Here is a 17,654-nt window from a genome sequence, read left to right as displayed (position 1 = left end):
CTCCTTTTCCTTTATTTTTGGGTCATACCTTTAAATGCGAACGCAATATTCGCCGGTCGCTCTGCCAGCCTGCGCATGAAATAGCCATACCAATCATCGCCATAAGGTAAGTAGATCCTAACCTTATAACCTTGCTTGACCAGCTCCTGCTGCAGCTGCTGCCGCATGCCGTATAGCATTTGAAACTCAAATTTGTCTTTCCCTATCCCTTTTTCCAAGGCATAATGTTTAGCAAAGGACACCATCCGATCGTCATGCGTCGCAATCGCTGTATAGCTACCGCTGTCTAACTGCTTTGCAATCAGCTTGCGATAATTCGCATCTACATCCCGTTTTTCCGGGAAAGCGACGGATTTTGGTTCTTTATATGCCCCTTTAACTAAGCGGATGAACGGCTGCATATGTTGCAGTCTGTCAAGATCATCATTGCTGCGATAAAGATATGCCTGTATAACGGTACTAACATTCTGATACTCGGCTTTCAGCTCTTGGAACAAATCCAGTGTCTTTTGACAGCGTTCCGAATCTTCCATATCAATTGTCACCATCACATCCAGACGATCAGCAGCCGTTAGGATACGACGAAGATTCAAACGGACAAGTTCTTCACTGATATCAAGTCCCAATGACGTCAATTTCAAAGATACCTGTGCATCCAGATTCGCAGACTTAATCAACTCAAGAGCTGCAACTGCTTCACCAGCTCTTTCTACTGCTGTTTGCGGATCAGCCACGTATTCTCCAAGATGATCCACGGTCACACTCATCCCTGTTTGATTCAATTGCTGAATGAACGGAACTGCTTGATCGAAGGATACACCTCCGACGATTTTTCCTTTGACCATTCGAATGCCATATAAATTAGCCAGTTTATTCAACGGCTGATTTTTTGATAAATACAAGAAAAAATTGCGAGATAAAGCTTCCAACTGTGACACCTCCCAATCCACTTGCACATGTGCTATACCTTTATTGTAGAAATCTATTGAAGGGCTTTCAATATGCAGAAAAGACAAACAATTTTAGAGTTTTTGTGTAAAATACACAAAAACAGTCATGTGAGGAAAGTTACATTTTAGGGTGGGCTGGTTTATTATAGGGTACTTTTGGAAAAAGGTACTTAATTGCCGATCCCATCCGAAATTACTATATAAACACTGGAGGGCTTCATGTGAAAAAGCGTAAATGGATTTGGATCGGAGGAGCAATCCTCATTATCGGAATTGCCATAGGAGGATATCTAATGGAAAAACAGACGCTGCGTAAGCTTGCCGAAGACGATGACTTGCTAATTGGCTCCTCAATTCGCTATGATGCCCTGCTGGAGGATGATACATATCAAAGACTCGCCACCACAGAATTCTCCAGCTGGACAATTGAGAACGAAATGAAGATGGATGCTATGCAGCCAGAGCAAGGAGCCTTCAATTTTGTAAAAGTAGATGAGATGGTGCAAATGGCAGAGGAGCATGACATCAAACTCCGGGGACATGTACTTGTTTGGGGAGAAGCACTCCCAGATTGGGTATCCCAACAGGTTGTAGATCGTGCTTCAGCAGAGCAGGTACTCAAAACCCATATTCAGGAGATTGTTACGCACTACAAGGGCAGCATCGACACATTTGATGTCGTCAACGAAGCGTGGAATGATGATGGTACATTACGGGATACAATTTGGCTCCGCACGATCGGACCAGACTATATCCCCCTTGCCTTCCAATGGGCCCGTGAAGCCAATCCAGATGCCAAGCTGTATTACAATGACTTTGGTAATGAAATGTCTAATACCAAATCAGAAGCAATGCTGGAAGCCTTAAGCAATTGGAAGGAAGACGGCATTCCCATTGACGGTATTGGCTTACAAACGCATGTAGATGCAGCTGATCCTCACTTTTCAAAGGAACGCATTCAGGAATGGTTCACGCGTGTAGAAGATGCAGGCTTTGATATCGCCGTCACAGAAATGGACGTCAAGCTGCAGAATCTGAACAATGGGGATGCAAAAAATGTCCAAGCTGAACGATTCGGAGACGTGATGGAAGTGTGTCTGGATATACCTGCCTGCGGAGAGTTCACCGTATGGGGCATATCCGATAATCACAGCTGGGTTACGGAGCAGGAATCCCCTAATGGCAACCCGCTGCTTTTCGATGAAAACGGACAGCCGAAGAAGGCCTATAACACACTGAAACGAAAACTATTATTCTGAGCAAGGAAGTGATACATCGTGCAAACTTCAGAAATCATTTGGCTAATCGCTTCCACAGTCGTTTTGTTCGTTCTTTATGGTTTAGCTCGGAAACATTTAGCTGCTAAATATTTGCTGCTGGCAGTCTTTCTAGCTATTAACCTTGTTTACTTGATTTGGCGGACTGCATTCACCCTGCCGACAGTAGGCATACTCAGTCTGATACTCGGTATTCTGCTGCTCGTGACCGAATGGGCAGGTTATTTACAATCCGTTGTCTTTACCATTCTCTCCTGGAAACCGTTCCAACGTAAAATAATTCCGCTTTCAGAATTCCAAGAGCTGCCGACTGTAGATGTGTATATTGCCACCTACAATGAACCTGCTGACCTTTTAAAGCGAACAATCGCTGCGAGTCAGATGATGACTTATCCAAAGAATAAGCTCAAAATTTACGTCTGTGATGACGGCAGACGAGCAGACATCCGGCAGCTGACTGAATCAATGGGCGCGTATTATCTGGATCGTCCCGACAACAAACATCAGAAAGCTGGAAACCTGAATCACGCTATGACAAAAACAGACGGCGAAATCATCGTCACGATGGATGCAGACATGGTGCCGCGCGCCAATTTCCTTGAGCGTACGCTCGGCTACTTTACCGACGAAAAAGTATCATTCATCCAGGCACCTCAAGTGTTTTACAATGCGGATGCGTTTCAGTACAATCTTTTCTTCGAGGATAATATTACGAATGAACAAGACTTCTTTATGCGCCGCTTAGAAGAAGGTAAGGATCGCTTCAACGCGACGATGTATGTCGGAAGTAATGCCTTGTTCCGCCGCAGTGCATTAGAGAAAATCGGCGGATTTGCGACAGGCGTCATTACTGAAGACATGGCAACAGGAATTCTTCTTCAGACAAATGGGCAAAAAACTGTTTTCGTTAATGAAACTTTAGCGGTAGGCTTGTCCCCGGAAACATATGCCGATTTGCTGAAGCAGCGCGACCGCTGGTGCCGAGGCAATATCCAGGTCATTCGAAAATGGAATCCGCTCACAATCAAGGGTCTGAGTTTTATGCAGCGTCTGTTGTACATGGATGGCATTCATTACTGGTTCTTCGGGATTTATAAGATGGTGTATTTGCTGGCTCCATTGCTGTTCCTGCTATTTTCCATCTATAGTCTGCAGACTGATTTCACGACTCTAGTGATGTTCTGGCTGCCAGCGTTTCTATCGTCACAGCTCGCGTTTCGCCGAATGGCAGATAATAAACGCTCGACGATTTGGAGTCATATTTATGAAGTGGCACTCGCCCCTTACATGGCTGTATCGGTACTTACGGAACTATTCTTCCGGAAATCAATTAAATTTAACGTTACTCGCAAAGGAATATTGAATAATCGCCGGCATTTCCTCTGGCGGACGAGCACACCATATGTCATTCTTCTCGCGATGAGCATTATCAGTTTGATCATGATTGGAATCGACCTTTATACACCAATACAACTTTACGATAGTGTCGATATGCTTTATATCAACATTTTCTGGGTGCTGTACAATGCGGTTGCACTCGTCATGGCTTTGATCATTTCGGTGGAACGACCACGATTCCGTGAAGCGGAACGCTTTGACGTGACGCTTGAAGCAGAACTGCAAGACAGTATGAATGATAGGACACACCCAATACGAATTATCGACTTAAGCGAATATGGCGCCCGTTTGGAACTGCTTGATACGAAAGCTGCTCACCTGCTGTCAGCTGGAAACGCACTGACACTATCGTCAGGTTCACTTCGAGGCTTGAAGCTCCACAAACACTGGGTGTCCCAGCAAGGAAAAAGCTACTATGCCGGCGTATCCTTCGAGGATGTCACCCAAGAGCAGTACCGTGCCCTAGTCAAAATCCTATTCGTCGATGCACCAGACATTTATTCCAGCCGTGAATATGTAAATTCAACACTATTGAATGCAACTTCCCGCTTCTTCCGTCAAACACGAGCTGAACCAAAACAATCCGAACGGCAGAGCATCAGGGAAACTATCTCAGTACCAGGTATCCTCTATTTTGCGGATAAAGGAAAAGTGGAAACCACTCTGGTCGATTACAGTCTGAGCGGCTGCCAAATCGAACTGAGAAAACCAATCCAGCCAGGTCTAGTTCTGCGGCTGCACGCTGATCACAACAGCTTCCGCGAAAGTGATGTGCGTGTCCAATGGGTACAAAAGCGCGGACGCAAATACTTGGCAGGATTGAGATTCCTGACAGAGACAGCAGATTCGGATACTGCATAAAATAAATATGGACATCTCAACAAGAAATGATATATTATGACAATAGAAAATGAAGCTTCGACTCTTTATCTGCATGTGGGCACTTGGATAAAGGAGAGCTACTAGTGCAACCGCCATTTTAATGGCGGTTGTTTTTATTTTGAATAAGAGAGTAGGTTTTTGATGCAGCTTCGCATGTTGTTGTCATTTCTGTTACTGAGTTTTATGGCCTTATCTTTTACAACTTCGTCCTCCATTCCCTTGATAGATGGTTTAATACTGCTTTTAGCTATTTTATCTATCCACACTGGAAGCTTTACGAGACAATTCATCACGCTGCTTTCGCTTAGTCTTGCTTTTGGTTTCTTCTTACTTTTCTATGCATTATTTACACATGCATCGCTGACTGAACAGGTTAATTATTTACTTCGCCATATTCTTGTGACTGTAAGTATGGTTTTAATTTGGCTTACGTATGGAATTACCTCCCGCTATCGCACCGAAAATATAGCTTTAAAAGAGAAGATTCAAACACTTGAGAAATATGCAGGTTCTTCCCAATTACTGACTTTGGCTGAATTTAAGAGTCGAGTAAAACTGATATCAACCGGTACAAGACGACGGAATGAACAGAATTATTATGTTTTGGTTTCTATCGTTACTCCTGATAAAAAGTCCGAAACAACAGTCTCTACTTCCCACATTGTAAGTGAGGGAATCTTAGGTTCAATACGCGCCGAATTCGATTTAGTCACACAAGTAAAGGGCGAGCAGTTCCTCATCTTCCTTCAAAATACCAATGAATCAGGGTGCCATATCGTGATTGATAGATTGATGGGAAAACTCCGAGAACAATTCAATTTAATTGATCCGCCTCTCATATGTGAAATTATAGAAGAGGATAAGATAGAATCTATCTTAGAGATGAACACGCCATCCAAAGGGGTAGCAGGATGAAGATTATTCTGATAGCAGTTATGGCCTTTTTCTGGATTTTACTTATCTATTATTCTATTCTTACAATCGCCGGTGTTTTACAGCGCTTAAAAAGGAAAGAAGATATTACTTTATCTTCCTATCCTTCTGTTGCTGTTTTAATTCCTGCACATAATGAAGGAGTAGTGATAAAGCAGACTCTAGACGCCATGATTCGTCTTACATACCCCGGAGCTTTAGACGTTTATGTATTGGATGATGCATCTACGGATAATACATCTGAGATTATACAAAAATTCAGTAGTACTTTCTCTCGCATTCATTATTTAAAGGTTCCTCCCGGTTCTCCCAAAGGAAAGTCAAGAGTTCTAAATTATGGATTATCAGTAACGAAATCCGATTATTTCATAGTGTTTGATGCTGATAACCAGCCCGCTGAGGACAGTGTAATAGAATTGGTTCACGCAGCAGAACGGACTCCTGAGGCCGGCGGAGCAGTAGGTTACGTTAAAACAATCAATGCAGACCGGAATATCTTGACCAGAATGATCTCAATCGAATTTCAAGTATTCCAGCTCTTGATGCAAAGTGGAAGATGGAAGATGTTCAAGACAGGTTCCCTAGCAGGTACCAATATGCTGCTTCGAAGAAGTGTACTGCAAGAAGCAGGGGGATATGACCTTTATGCTCTTGCTGAAGATGCAGAACTTACCGTTAGGCTAACTGCCTTAGGCTGGAAATTACCTGTCGTTCACCACTCGAAAACCTGGGAACAGGAACCGGAAAAAATCAGTATTTTTGTCAGGCAGCGTACAAGATGGCTGACAGGTAACATTTATCTTTTAGAAAAGTCTTTTCATGAATGGAGTTATTGGAAAGGAAAGACTTTTGTCCATAGCTTCCAGCATGTTCTGACATATTTATTATTTGTATTGATGCTGTTATTTTCAAATACATGGTTTATTCTAAGTTTGTTTGGTGTAAACCTGCCTGATTTTGACTCACCCCTGCTATTGTTCTGGTTTATGAGTTATGTAGTTTATACTGCCCAAGTCGTAAGTGCAATGGTGCTTGAAAGGACAATTACACCGTTTAATGTGCTCATCGGCTTAATCATGTACTTTACGTATGCTCAGATCTTCCTACTCTTACTTTTACGGAGTGGTCTTTCTTATATATGGAGCAGACTGACTAAGCAAACTATTAAGTGGGATAAAACAGAAAGGTTCAAGGATGATGCAGCATAAAAGTTTTGTAGCCAAAATACTTTTGCTGCTAGCTTGTAGCCTTCTGCTGTTCCTTAATTTCTCTTCTTCTGTTGACCAAAAAACAGTCACTCGGACTGTCAAGCAACAATATAAGAACAAAGATGGCTTCATTACTAGCTATGGAGATAAAGAACGCGGCACTAGCCCTATTCTACTTGAAAGTCTCGGCCAATATATGGAATATTTACTCACAGTTGGAGATAGCCAAGAATTTGAGGAGCAATTTCTCCTGCTTCAATCTAACTTCACAGTCGATACCGATGAAGGAATTTTTCTAAAATGGCAGCTTGAAGAAGATGTTACTGCAAATGCTTCAGTAGACGATTATCGGATAATAAGAACACTGCTAAGAGGGGGAGAGCAGTTTCATAATTCCTCTTACATTAATTTTGCAAGACAGATATGGACCACTATGAATAAAACACAAACTGTTAATGGTTTAATCGTTGATTTCTATGATTGGTCATCACAACAAAGAACATCCGAGATTCATCTCAGTTATATAGATTATGATGTGCTAGAGAAAATGCAAGCTTCAAAGTTAAATAGATATGAGCAAATCTTGTCGAAAGGTCAGACTGACAATCCTTTTTTCTATGAAATCTACGACCCGGAAAACAATAGCTATCAAACAGCGAATAGTGAGACGGTAAATATGATTGATCAGTTCTTGATTGCTATTCAGTATGCAGAAAGTACACATGAAAAGCCTAAAAGCTTTCACGATTGGGTTAATACCCAAGTACAAAATTATGGTATATTATACGGAAGTTATAACCGTAACACAGGCAAACCCGCTGTAGATTATGAATCCAGCGCTGTATATGCACTTGGTGTGATTTATAGTTTAACAGTAGATGATCAGAAAACGGCCGAGATATTATATAGCCGGCTGCAGAAACAATCACCCTTGCAATTGAAACCAAATTACAATGATATTCATTTTTTTGATTATATGTATGCTTCTTATGCAGCAACATTATATGAAGAAAAAAAGAGCAGTCAATGACTGCTCTTTTTTATCCCTTAATATAAGCATACAACTCCTGTGTCTCCGCCTCAGCGCCAAACGCACGTGTTGCACCCCAAATCTTATCCACTTCTGCTCCATTGATTTCTTCATCCATGTCATGGATAATCCGATGCACATACCGCAGACTGTTCAAGTCCGCGCTGTCTGTAGCGATTCGCATGAATGCTTCGGCGTTCCACATATCGTTCACAGCTTCCGATGGGGCGAAGCCTTCTGTTCGAAGCCTTTCGACATCCTCTTGCAGCTGCTGCCATTCCTCTGATTGAGCCAGGTAGTCGATGTCTACATTATCGATGTGTCCCCAGCCAGTCAGATCATTCAAATACGCATGCTGGTCACTAATAATCTGTTTGACTATTTCTTCGTTCTGGTAAGCTATTTGTTCATCATAGGTCTCGTATGTGAACGTAGAAAGGAAGTCCTTCGTATCGCCAGACAGTTCTTCCAGCTGAGAAGCTCCTTCTCCTTTTTCTACCGGTTTCAGTTCTTTCTCTTCCGGCACTTCAGCAGGTAATTGTTCTTGCTGCGGCGCCTCATTCTCTTTCCCGCTGGCTGTATCGTTTTCTTCCTGTGATAGGAAGAAGTAGATGCCAGTACCAACTATCGCAAGTACACAAATACATAATAAAGTTATGAAAAATGCCTTCACTGCCTTCCACTCCTCTGTTAGAATGAATTTCCAGTTTAAGATTGCTAGATTCCATTATAGCAATAATTCCCAGCAGATTCTGTCGAAAGGCAAAAAAAATAGGACGCTACTGCGTCCCATTCTTATTCCTCGTCATCCATCACTTGATAGGCTTCATTAAATAGAATCAGCTGACTATCCACCAGCTCTTCCTTGTCGCCACGCAACACATAATGATAGACGCCGTTTTCATCCTGTTCTCTTGCTTTGCTATTATCTCGAAGCATGACATCTAGTATTCCGCGGATTCGTCGCTTGATAGGTCCGTCGAATATCGGGAAAAGGATTTCTACCCGTTTCTCCATATTCCTCGTCATCATGTCTGCTGAAGAAAGCTGTATCTTTTCCTCGCCGTTATGATGGAAATAATAGATTCGTGTATGCTCCAAGTATCTGCCGACAATACTCCGTACACGTATATTCTCACTGACGCCCTTAATCCCAGGACGCAGGCAGCAGATACCACGGATAATTAAGTCTATCTGAACCCCGGCGATGGATGCTTCATATAGTTTCTGAATAATAGGCTTATCAGTAATGGAGTTCATTTTCATAATGATCCGCCCGTTACCATGACGCTTATGTAAGCGAATCTCCTCATCAATCATTGAGATGATATCAGAACGGATATCAAATGGAGCTACCGACAGATGATGGAAAGTCGGCTTCTCCGTATAGCCGCTCAGATAATTAAAGAAGTTAGTCGCATCAATTCCGAACTTCCGCTTGGAGGTGAACAGTCCCATATCCGTATACAGCTTGGCAGTCTGATCATTATAGTTCCCTGTGCCAAGATGAACAAAGCGCTCGATTCGATTATGCTTCTTCCGCACGACAAGTGTGATCTTGCTATGCGTCTTCAGATGGGTCATCCCATAGATGACATGACAGCCGGACTTTTCTAGTTCCTTTGCCCACTGTACATTATTTTCCTCATCAAAGCGCGCTTTCAACTCGAACAGCACGGTAACCTGTTTCCCCTTTTCCGCTGCACGCTTTAACGCATCGATAATAGGCGAATCACCACTCACACGGTAAAGCGTTTGCTTGATCGCTAATACATCGGGATCATCTGCTGCTTTCGAAACGAAATCAACGATAGGCTCGAATGATTCATACGGATGGTGCAGGAAGATATCTCGATCATTGATGGCATCGAATAAATTCTCATCTGTGCCAATTTCAGCAGGCGGCTGCGGGATAAGTGTCTCATAGACAAGGTGCTCCCGTTTTGCTGCAACCAGCTTGTAGAACTGCATCATTCTCGTCATGTCGATCGGACCATCGATTTCATAGACATCCTTCCGATGAATATCCAATGTCTCTGTCAGGAAGGTGATCATTTTGTAGTCATACTCTTGTTTAGGGATTTCCAGACGGATAGCTGCTCCCCACTTACGTTTCTTAAGTTCTTTCTCAATTTCCTTCAATAAATCACGTGCGCCTTCTTCATGTATGGTCATGTCGGCATTACGCGTGATCCGGAAAACAGTGACAGACTTGATCTGATAGCCACGGAATAATTTATAAATATAGTGACTGATTATATCTTCCAGCAGAACAAAATGCAGTTCATCTTCCTTTGTGTCCTCAAGCTGGATAAAACGGTCCAGGACAGCTGGCACTTGTACGATCGCTGTCTTCTGCTGAGCGGATTCATCCAATTCATGCTCGTCCAACAAGGATACAGCCAGATTCAGACTTTTGTTCAAAAGCATCGGAAACGGACGATAGGCATCAACTGCCATCGGCGTAAGCACCGGAAATATCTCTTCTTCAAAATATGTTTCCAACCGGAGCAGCTGGGCACTGGACAGCTGCTCCATATTCAATAGTTCTACCTTTTCTTCCTTTAACTCCGGGATAATAACATCCTGGAATAAATTGTTCTGCATTTCTACTAGACGGTGTGCTTTAGCCCCGATCTTCTGGAGCTGCTGTTTCGGTGTCATGCCAGCTTTGTTCTCAGGCCGATTGAAACCGGCCTTCACCTGATCCTTTAAACCAGCCACCCTCACCATAAAAAACTCATCTAAATTGGAACTGAAAATAGACAGGAACTTTAGCCTTTCCAACAAAGGGTTGCGCTCATCAATCGCTTCCTCCAGCACTCGTTCATTAAAAGCAAGCCAGCTCAACTCTCGGTTATTGTAATTTTTAGGGTTGCTCAATTCCACCCGCAGCTGTTCCTCTGTTCTCAATTTCCATGCACCACTTTTCGACAGTATTCTTCACTTCTAGTATATCAGTCAGCAAAAAGAGAGATTATGAAGTTATTGTAAAATTTAACTGATATAGGAATGAGTATCTTCGCGGAAAACGAGCTCTACATTCCTTCGCAGCTGTTTTTCTAGATGTTTTTTCTGTTTTTCTACTTGATACCATTCTGCACGCCAGTCTTTATTGCAAATTACGGTGAGCAGCAGATCGTCTCCATCCTCCTGCAATTCGATATCAGCTACAACGTTCCGCTTCGTCGCATGCAAACTGTTTGCCAGTTTGATAATCGCTCCCAGCAACCTATAATGCGCAAGCTCCTCTTCCCTGAACCAGGATTGGAATACTTCAGCGTTGCGATTATAAAATGATTTATTCTTAAAGGACGCAAGCAACGCCAGGATAATGCGATCTTTATGCAGCAAGCCATCAATCGTCCGGTTTGCCAACAGGTAGAATGTGTGCTGATTTCCTGATTCGGTATCGATATAAGCTCCGACATTATAAACATAAGCAGCGTACTTCACGAGGAAAGTATCATGGTCATTCAATTCCACTAGACCTTTTTTCTCCACTAGCTTCGCTAGCAATACAGCCGTGTTCTGGCGCTGCAGTGCATGCGTTCGATCTATCTCAAAATCCTTCGCAAGCTCCTCGAAGCTGCGTTCCTGTACATCCGCGAATAATGTCATCTCATTACGGCGATGCAGCACTTCATACAACAATCCGTCCCGCAATCCTTTCCGACTGAGGACAAAATCTGTTGTTCCTACAATATCAAGCAAACAGCGGAATACTTGCATCGCCGGCAGGATGATATCTGCTCTATCCTTCGAGAGACCATCCACCTTCTGCAGCTCGGAAAACCTGAGCGGAGCAAGCTCTGATTCCATGTCTTCGATATCTTGCTTCTTCATCTTATATTGATGCAGTCCAGCTAATGGATAGCCGACTTTTTCTTGATGTATCTGGACGACATTCCGTGCGCTGCCGCCAATAGCGATGATCGGCAGCTGTTTGTCCGGCAGCCAATCCAATGTCTTAAGCTGTTCACATACAAACGTATGGATATGCTCCAATTCTTCCTCTGTCGGCTTCTCTCCTGCAACAAACTGCCGCTTAAGCGATAAAGCTCCAAATGGGAAACTGTGATAGAATCGCAGCTTACGATTCTCAAAATACGTCACCTCGGTGCTGCCGCCGCCGATATCAACAGTGATTCCATCCTGGAACGGCGTGCTGTTAGCCACAGCCAAATATCCGAGATACGCTTCTTCATAGTCTGATAGAACCCTGATAGTGAAGTCAGTTTCTTTATCTACCAGTTCTAGTAATTCCTGTTGGTTCCTCGCATGACGGACCGTTGCCGTTGCCACACATGTCGTTGATTCCAGCTCATAAAAGCGCGTCACTTCTTGGAAACTGTGAAGTGTCTTAACCAATGTCTGAATTCCCTTTTTATCCAAGACACCATCTGCAGTCAAATAATTGCGCAAACGCGCGACGACCTTCACATTCTCTCTTTCTTTGATTCTGCCGCTTTTATCACGTAAATACACAACAAGGCGCATCGTATTTGACCCTATATCAATAATGGCATAATATTTTGTCTTCATAACAAGTCGTCCCCCCAAGTCGAAAGCCCTTTCTCTCCATATTACCCAAACTGAAGCTCTCGTAACATTGTCCCTAAAAGAAAAGCCGCACAATTGTGCGACTGTTATGATTTATCCTACTGCTTCGATTTCTTCTTTTTCTTCTGCATCATTACCAGGAAGCTCCGGTTGCTCGGAATCTTGTTCAGGTACTGTATCCTCTTCCGGTTCCTCTTTTACAGGTGGCTTCGGAGCTGGTTTAGGTTTTCCTGCTGATTCATCTTTCTCTTTTGACGGTGCAGTGTTACTATCTTCCACTTTCTCTGCATCCCTGTCTTCAGAAGAACCACTGCCGCTTGAACCGCTGCCACTGGATGAGCCTCTGCTAGAAGCATCTCCAGCATAGCTGCCGGAACTGCCGCTTCCACTATAACTAGACGAACTGCTGCCAGATGAGCTGCTTGCTGGCGCGGTGTAGCTCGAGCTAGGTGCTTGATAAGTAGAATCAGAGCTATAATCGGTCTCTGTGTCATCTTCCGTAATGACTGGTTCCTCAGTCATCAGAACTTCTTCCTCAGTGTCAGAATCTAATTCAGCTGATTCTTCATCTTCAACTGCGATCATTTCCTTCTGGAGGGCAAACTCGCCGTCGATATGCTCGATCTTAACTTCTTTCGGTTCTTCCGTTAGTTTCGCTTTAGCAGCATAAGACTGCTCCTTTTGCTCATTTGCCTTCAAGGAACTGCTTGTTACAGATTTGTTTTGTACATAGAAGAATGCAGAGACTGCAATACCAAGGAAAAGGATGAATGTTCCAATCAGCAGTGTCTCCTTTTTCACTTTTGAGCGGCCTCCTCTTCGTAGAGCTCAATTGGTAAACCATCAGGATCCTGGAAGAAAGTAAATGCTTTTTCTGTGAAAGGATCAATCCGAACAGGCTCCGTCTTCACACCCATTTCTTGAAGTCGAGCTACTTCCTTTTCAACATCATCCACGGAAAAAGCAAGATGCCGCAGCCCTGCAGCTTCTGGATAGCTTGGCCGTGCCGGAGGATTTGGGAAGGAGAACAATTCGATAACATATGCATCTCCAAGAGCTAGATCCAACTTATAGGAATCCCGTTCTTCTCGATATACTTCCCGTATAATTTGTAAACCTAATACCTCTGTATAAAATCGCTTGGATTCTGAATAATCCGAGCAAATAATCGCTATATGATGCACAGCTTGCAGCAAAGTGCTGCCTCCTTCCCACATTTCCATTTCTTCCATTCTACTACAATTACTTCCACTATTCAGCACCATTCTGCAAAATCATTTTCTTCTTTACAATATGTCGGAAAAATCAAGACCAGCTGCTAATTCCTTCGCTTGCTTGCGATTTTTCACACCAAGCTTTTCATAGATTCGGTGGAAATATACTTTTACCGTACCAAGTGATAATTCCAGATCCTCTGCTATCTCATTATTCCGTTTGCCAAGCTGGAGATGATAGACAAGCTGCAGCTCTCGGGTTGTTAGCTTGTTCTGCAGTTTCTGCTCTGTTGTTCCCTCTGACCAGTACGCTAGGATCTGTTCAACGTACTTCTGATGTTTCTTCGGTACTTCTGATGTTTCCATCAATTCATTCAAAATATCGCGTACTATCTCACCGTTCTTCCAAAAGGTGCGTAAATATTTATGATCAGCGCTGAGGCGCAGCGCATCTTTCATAGAAAGCAATGCTTGATCACGATCAGTTGGATACAGAAGCACCGCTTGGATGACGTACAATTCTATTTCAGCACTTATACGATGACCGAATTTCACGAGCGGCAACAGTTTCTTAATATAATTCTGCGCCATTTCTACTTCACCCAGTGCTGCGTAAGACCACACGAGGGTTATATATTCGAATAGACTTTTCTGCTGCAATGGCGGCTCTTGAAGAACGAATAGAGACAGCCAATTTTGAATTCGCTTTGTATCTCCTTGATGAATCGCAATACGAGTTCTCGCTGCTTCTGCTTTCTTGAACCAATCTGCTGAAGTATTGCTCCTTGTCAGCATATCCTTCAGCGCATGAAGCGTCGCTTTGGCTGTTTGAGCATCGCCCTGCTGCTCCATTTCATGTCGTGCCTTCAGAATATATGCCGGTACAAGCAGACCAGGCAGTCCGAACAAATCAGCGATAGTTAATGCTTGTTCCAGATGATTTTTCACTTTGCTGGCCATGCCCCATTCATAGGCAAGCTCTGCCATAGCTAAATGATAATAACCGCTGAACATAGATTCATTTGTAACGGTATGAGCCAAAGCATCGTATACACGCTGAACCGCACGTAAATCACCGCCTCCACCCATAGGGGATTGAAGAATCGTGGCATCATGACGATTATAGTCGACCGAATGAGAAAAGTACTTGCTGGAATTTTCACTGTATATCAATGCCTTGCTTGCATGATCCAGCGTACTCTTTGCATCATCCTCTAACAGGGAAATAAAACTTTTTAAAGTATACAAATCGGCAAAATGCTTTTTTTCTTCTTCTTCCGAAAACTTTAGTTCTCGGCGCAGCAGCTGCTCCTCCATCATATAGGCATGACGCTGGGCAAGCTCTGGCTGAAAGCGAAGGCATTGTACCCATCCATAAATGATACCTAGCTCCAGCTGGTAAATAAACTTCCGTGGCAGTTTACCAATCCATTCCTGCAGCTGGTCGACGCGCCCTTCATGCAGGAGGCGAGGAGCTGCCTCAACTAGAAGTCGTTTAACTCTATCCAAGTCATTGCCTTTCCAAGCATACTGGATAGCCAAGAGCAGCATCTGCTCGTTTTCGTACCAAACGCTTGCACGAATATATAAGTCGTTGATATCTGTGGCCTGCATATTGAGCATTTCTTTCAGATATGTACGGAAGTGCTTATTATAGGTGAACCAGCCAGGCTCTCCTTGGTTCTCAATAAGCAATCCTTGAGTTTTTAGCCGTCTCATGATTACTCGACCCCGTCTTGTGCCTACGATATAGTCACATAAATGAACATGCATCGTATTCAAAATAGAAGTGCATAGCAGATAGTTCCGCTCATTCTCATGAAGACTTTGAACAATCTCCTGAATCAGCTGTCTTGCAACTACAACATTCGAAAACTGGAGTTCAGAATAGTCCTCCCGGAACTGCTCATACATGTGGATAAGCTGAAGACCGGCAGCCCACCCTTGTGTCTGCTGCATAATATTTTGAACAACAGCATCTGTCGGTTCCTTATGGAGATGTTCTCGGATGTATGATTCAATCTCTTCTTCTGTAAAAATTAGATCCCGCTTTGTGATCTGTAATACTTGACGCTGCCGCAGCAGCCGTTTCATAGAAAGACCCGGCAGTACCTGTCCGGATACAATAATATGGAATGTCTCTGGCATTTCTTCCAGTAGTGATGTTAATTCATGCAGTTCATTGTAATTAGTCATCAAGTGAAAATCGTCGATGATAAGTGCACCAGCCACAGAATGCTCACGCAAATAAGCACACCATGTCGCAATGAAATGGGTCGGCGAATAGGAGGCAGACTGGATAATATCCAATAGATTTTTCCGTTCCTCCTCTGGCAGACCCGGCATATGTAAAATCGTCTTCTTCCAGAAAGCGACACGCTGTATGTCTTCTTCCTCGAGGCTTATCCACCCTACTTCCAAATCAGTCTGTGCTACCCATTCCTGGAGCATTGTCGTTTTGCCATAGCCAGAGGGAGCTGTCAATGTCGTCAGCTTGCACGTTTCGATCTTTGTCCAGACACTGTCCGGTTTGATCCGTTCTATTCTCATTTGACCGACCTTCAAAGTAGACTCAGCCATTTCATTCCGACTAGCTTCGTGTTCCCGCATCCCCATCAACCTTTTTCAACTTAGTTGCTTTTAGTATAGCAAAATTTGTAGAATTTTGGTGGTACAATCTAGCACTATTGTATCTATAATGACAAATTATGATAGTCCAATGGATACACACCCATAATATACTAAAAAAAAGCACCTGCTGCTGAGCAGCAAGGTGCTTCTATATTAAAGTTCCTGTCCGTTTGTCTCAATTACGCGCTGATACCAAGCAAAACTCTTCTTCTTCGTTCTTTCCAATGTGCCATTGCCTTCGTTATCACGGTCGACATAAACAAAGCCATAGCGCTTCTTCAATTCCGCTGTCGAAGCACTGACTAGGTCAATCGGTCCCCAAGTTGTATACCCGATCAAATCAACGCCGTCAGCTACTGCTTCTCTCATTTGTTCGATGTGAGCACGTAGGTAGTCGATACGATAATCATCCTGAATACTGCCGTCTTCTTCGACTTTATCTACCGCACCCAAACCGTTTTCAACGATGAATAGAGGTTTCTGGTAGCGATCATAAAGAACATTCAGCGTCGTACGCAATCCCTTCGGATCAATCTGCCAGCCCCATTCAGAAGACTTGAGATAAGGGTTTTTAACTCCTGTCATCAAGTTTCCTGCTGCTGCTTCTTTCAGCTTCTCTTCATCTGTTGTCGCAATGAAACTCATATAATAGCTGAAGCCGATATAGTCGACAGTGTGCTCGCGCATTAAATCTTCATCGCCGGCAGCAATCTCGAACTCTATCTCGTTTTCAGTGAAATAGCGCTTTAGATAAGTAGGATAGTAGCCGCGTACTTGCACATCGGAGAATTGCAATGTTTTGCGATCCTGCTCCAAAGCTGCAAATACGTCATCTGGATTCGGTGTAAGTGGGTACGTCGTCATAGACGCGATCATGCAGCCGATTTGCGCCTCTGGATTAATTTCATGAGATGCTTTTACTGCCAATGCGCTAGCAACGAATTGATGATGAGCAGCCTGATACATGATGTTAAGCTTGTTCTCACCCTCTTCGAATACGAGACCGCCACCTGTGAATGGCGCATGCAGCACAACATTGATTTCATTGAAGGTCATCCAGTATTTCACTTTACCGTTATAGCGCTCTAGTACTGTTCTCGCAAACTTCTCATAGAAGCCAATCACTTCACGATTACGCCAGCCCCCGTATTTTTTCACTAAATTCAAAGGCATTTCATAGTGAGAGATAGTAACAACAGGCTCCATGCCTTGTTTCCGCATTTCATCGAACAAGTCGTCATAGAATTTCAAGCCTGCTTCATTCGGCTCCGCATCATCACCATTCGGGAAAATGCGCGTCCACGCGATGCTTGTACGGAAGCATTTAAAACCAAGCTCACCGAACAATGCCAAATCTTCTTTGTAACGATGATAAAAGTCGATACCATCATGATACAGATTCAGTTTAGCTGGATCCTCAGATGTTGGATACATGATACCATCAGGTGATACATCTGCTGTCGACAAACCTTTGCCATCTTCTTGATACGCTCCTTCCAGCTGGTTAGCTGCAACAGCTCCCCCCCATAGGAAACCTTGTGGAAATTCTTTTTTCACTTCTGCCATGA

At 43.4% G+C, this 17,654-nt stretch carries 13 protein-coding genes and 1 riboswitch; of the genes, 5 read left to right on the top strand and 8 right to left on the bottom strand.

Annotation, left to right across the window (positions count from 1 at the left end):
• Nucleotides 1-11 precede the first annotated feature (11 nt).
• The gene (locus tag CHH58_RS10520; RefSeq protein ID WP_095234375.1) at nt 12-929 is read right to left on the bottom strand and encodes a proline dehydrogenase family protein; all 918 of its coding nucleotides are present in this window, start codon (nt 927-929) and stop codon (nt 12-14) included.
• A gap of 242 nt (nt 930-1,171) precedes the next feature.
• On the opposite strand from CHH58_RS10520, the gene CHH58_RS10515 reads away from it, so the two are divergent.
• From CHH58_RS10515 to CHH58_RS10495, 5 genes are all read left to right on the top strand, one after another.
• On the top strand, nt 1,172-2,209 hold the full coding sequence (locus tag CHH58_RS10515; protein WP_095228976.1) for an endo-1,4-beta-xylanase: 1,038 nt from the start codon (nt 1,172-1,174) through the stop codon (nt 2,207-2,209).
• 18 nt (nt 2,210-2,227) lie between these two features.
• Nucleotides 2,228-4,486: a glycosyltransferase family 2 protein gene (locus tag CHH58_RS10510; RefSeq protein WP_095262494.1), complete on the top strand. Its 2,259-nt coding sequence runs from the start codon at nt 2,228-2,230 to the stop codon at nt 4,484-4,486.
• Nucleotides 4,487-4,527: 41 nt separating this feature from the next.
• Nucleotides 4,528-4,611, top strand: a riboswitch (cyclic di-GMP riboswitch).
• A gap of 34 nt (nt 4,612-4,645) precedes the next feature.
• Nucleotides 4,646-5,422 (top strand): hypothetical protein, encoded by a 777-nt coding sequence (locus CHH58_RS10505; RefSeq protein WP_141234981.1) that lies wholly within the window; start codon nt 4,646-4,648, stop codon nt 5,420-5,422.
• Nucleotides 5,419-6,648: a glycosyltransferase family 2 protein gene (locus tag CHH58_RS10500; RefSeq protein WP_095228970.1), complete on the top strand. Its 1,230-nt coding sequence runs from the start codon at nt 5,419-5,421 to the stop codon at nt 6,646-6,648. The genes CHH58_RS10505 and CHH58_RS10500 overlap by 4 nt, the downstream gene beginning before the upstream one ends.
• Nucleotides 6,635-7,678 (top strand): hypothetical protein, encoded by a 1,044-nt coding sequence (locus CHH58_RS10495; RefSeq protein WP_095232333.1) that lies wholly within the window; start codon nt 6,635-6,637, stop codon nt 7,676-7,678. Before CHH58_RS10500 ends, CHH58_RS10495 begins: the two co-directional genes overlap by 14 nt.
• A gap of 10 nt (nt 7,679-7,688) precedes the next feature.
• Here CHH58_RS10495 and CHH58_RS10490 read toward each other — a convergent pair whose 3' ends face one another.
• The 7 genes from CHH58_RS10490 to CHH58_RS10460 all read right to left on the bottom strand — a co-directional run bounded on the left by CHH58_RS10490 (nt 7,689) and on the right by CHH58_RS10460 (nt 17,652).
• Nucleotides 7,689-8,351 carry a hypothetical protein gene (locus CHH58_RS10490; RefSeq protein WP_095232332.1) on the bottom strand — a complete coding sequence of 221 codons (663 nt, stop codon included), beginning with the start codon at nt 8,349-8,351 and terminating at the stop codon, nt 7,689-7,691.
• 122 nt (nt 8,352-8,473) lie between these two features.
• Nucleotides 8,474-10,591 carry an RNA degradosome polyphosphate kinase gene (locus CHH58_RS10485; protein ID WP_249275099.1) on the bottom strand — a complete coding sequence of 706 codons (2,118 nt, stop codon included), beginning with the start codon at nt 10,589-10,591 and terminating at the stop codon, nt 8,474-8,476.
• 84 nt (nt 10,592-10,675) lie between these two features.
• Nucleotides 10,676-12,223 carry an exopolyphosphatase gene (gene ppx, locus CHH58_RS10480; protein ID WP_095262493.1) on the bottom strand — a complete coding sequence of 516 codons (1,548 nt, stop codon included), beginning with the start codon at nt 12,221-12,223 and terminating at the stop codon, nt 10,676-10,678.
• Between the two features lie 111 nt (nt 12,224-12,334).
• The gene (locus tag CHH58_RS10475) at nt 12,335-13,042 is read right to left on the bottom strand and encodes a hypothetical protein (RefSeq protein WP_095232330.1); all 708 of its coding nucleotides are present in this window, start codon (nt 13,040-13,042) and stop codon (nt 12,335-12,337) included.
• Nucleotides 13,039-13,437, bottom strand: a complete 399-nt coding sequence (gene gloA2 / locus CHH58_RS10470) for an SMU1112c/YaeR family gloxylase I-like metalloprotein (protein ID WP_212551793.1) — start codon at nt 13,435-13,437, stop codon at nt 13,039-13,041. The genes CHH58_RS10475 and gloA2 overlap by 4 nt, the downstream gene beginning before the upstream one ends.
• A gap of 90 nt (nt 13,438-13,527) precedes the next feature.
• On the bottom strand, nt 13,528-16,065 hold the full coding sequence (locus CHH58_RS10465) for a LuxR C-terminal-related transcriptional regulator (RefSeq protein ID WP_170937595.1): 2,538 nt from the start codon (nt 16,063-16,065) through the stop codon (nt 13,528-13,530).
• Between the two features lie 174 nt (nt 16,066-16,239).
• The gene (locus CHH58_RS10460) at nt 16,240-17,652 is read right to left on the bottom strand and encodes a 6-phospho-beta-glucosidase (RefSeq protein ID WP_095228961.1); all 1,413 of its coding nucleotides are present in this window, start codon (nt 17,650-17,652) and stop codon (nt 16,240-16,242) included.
• Nucleotides 17,653-17,654: the final 2 nt, after the last annotated feature.

This window comes from Terribacillus saccharophilus (assembly GCF_002272745.1).
GTDB lineage: Bacteria > Bacillota > Bacilli > Bacillales > Amphibacillaceae > Terribacillus > Terribacillus saccharophilus_B.
The sequence above is the reverse complement of the archived record's forward strand: the minus strand, read 5'-3'. Positions and strand labels throughout refer to the sequence as shown.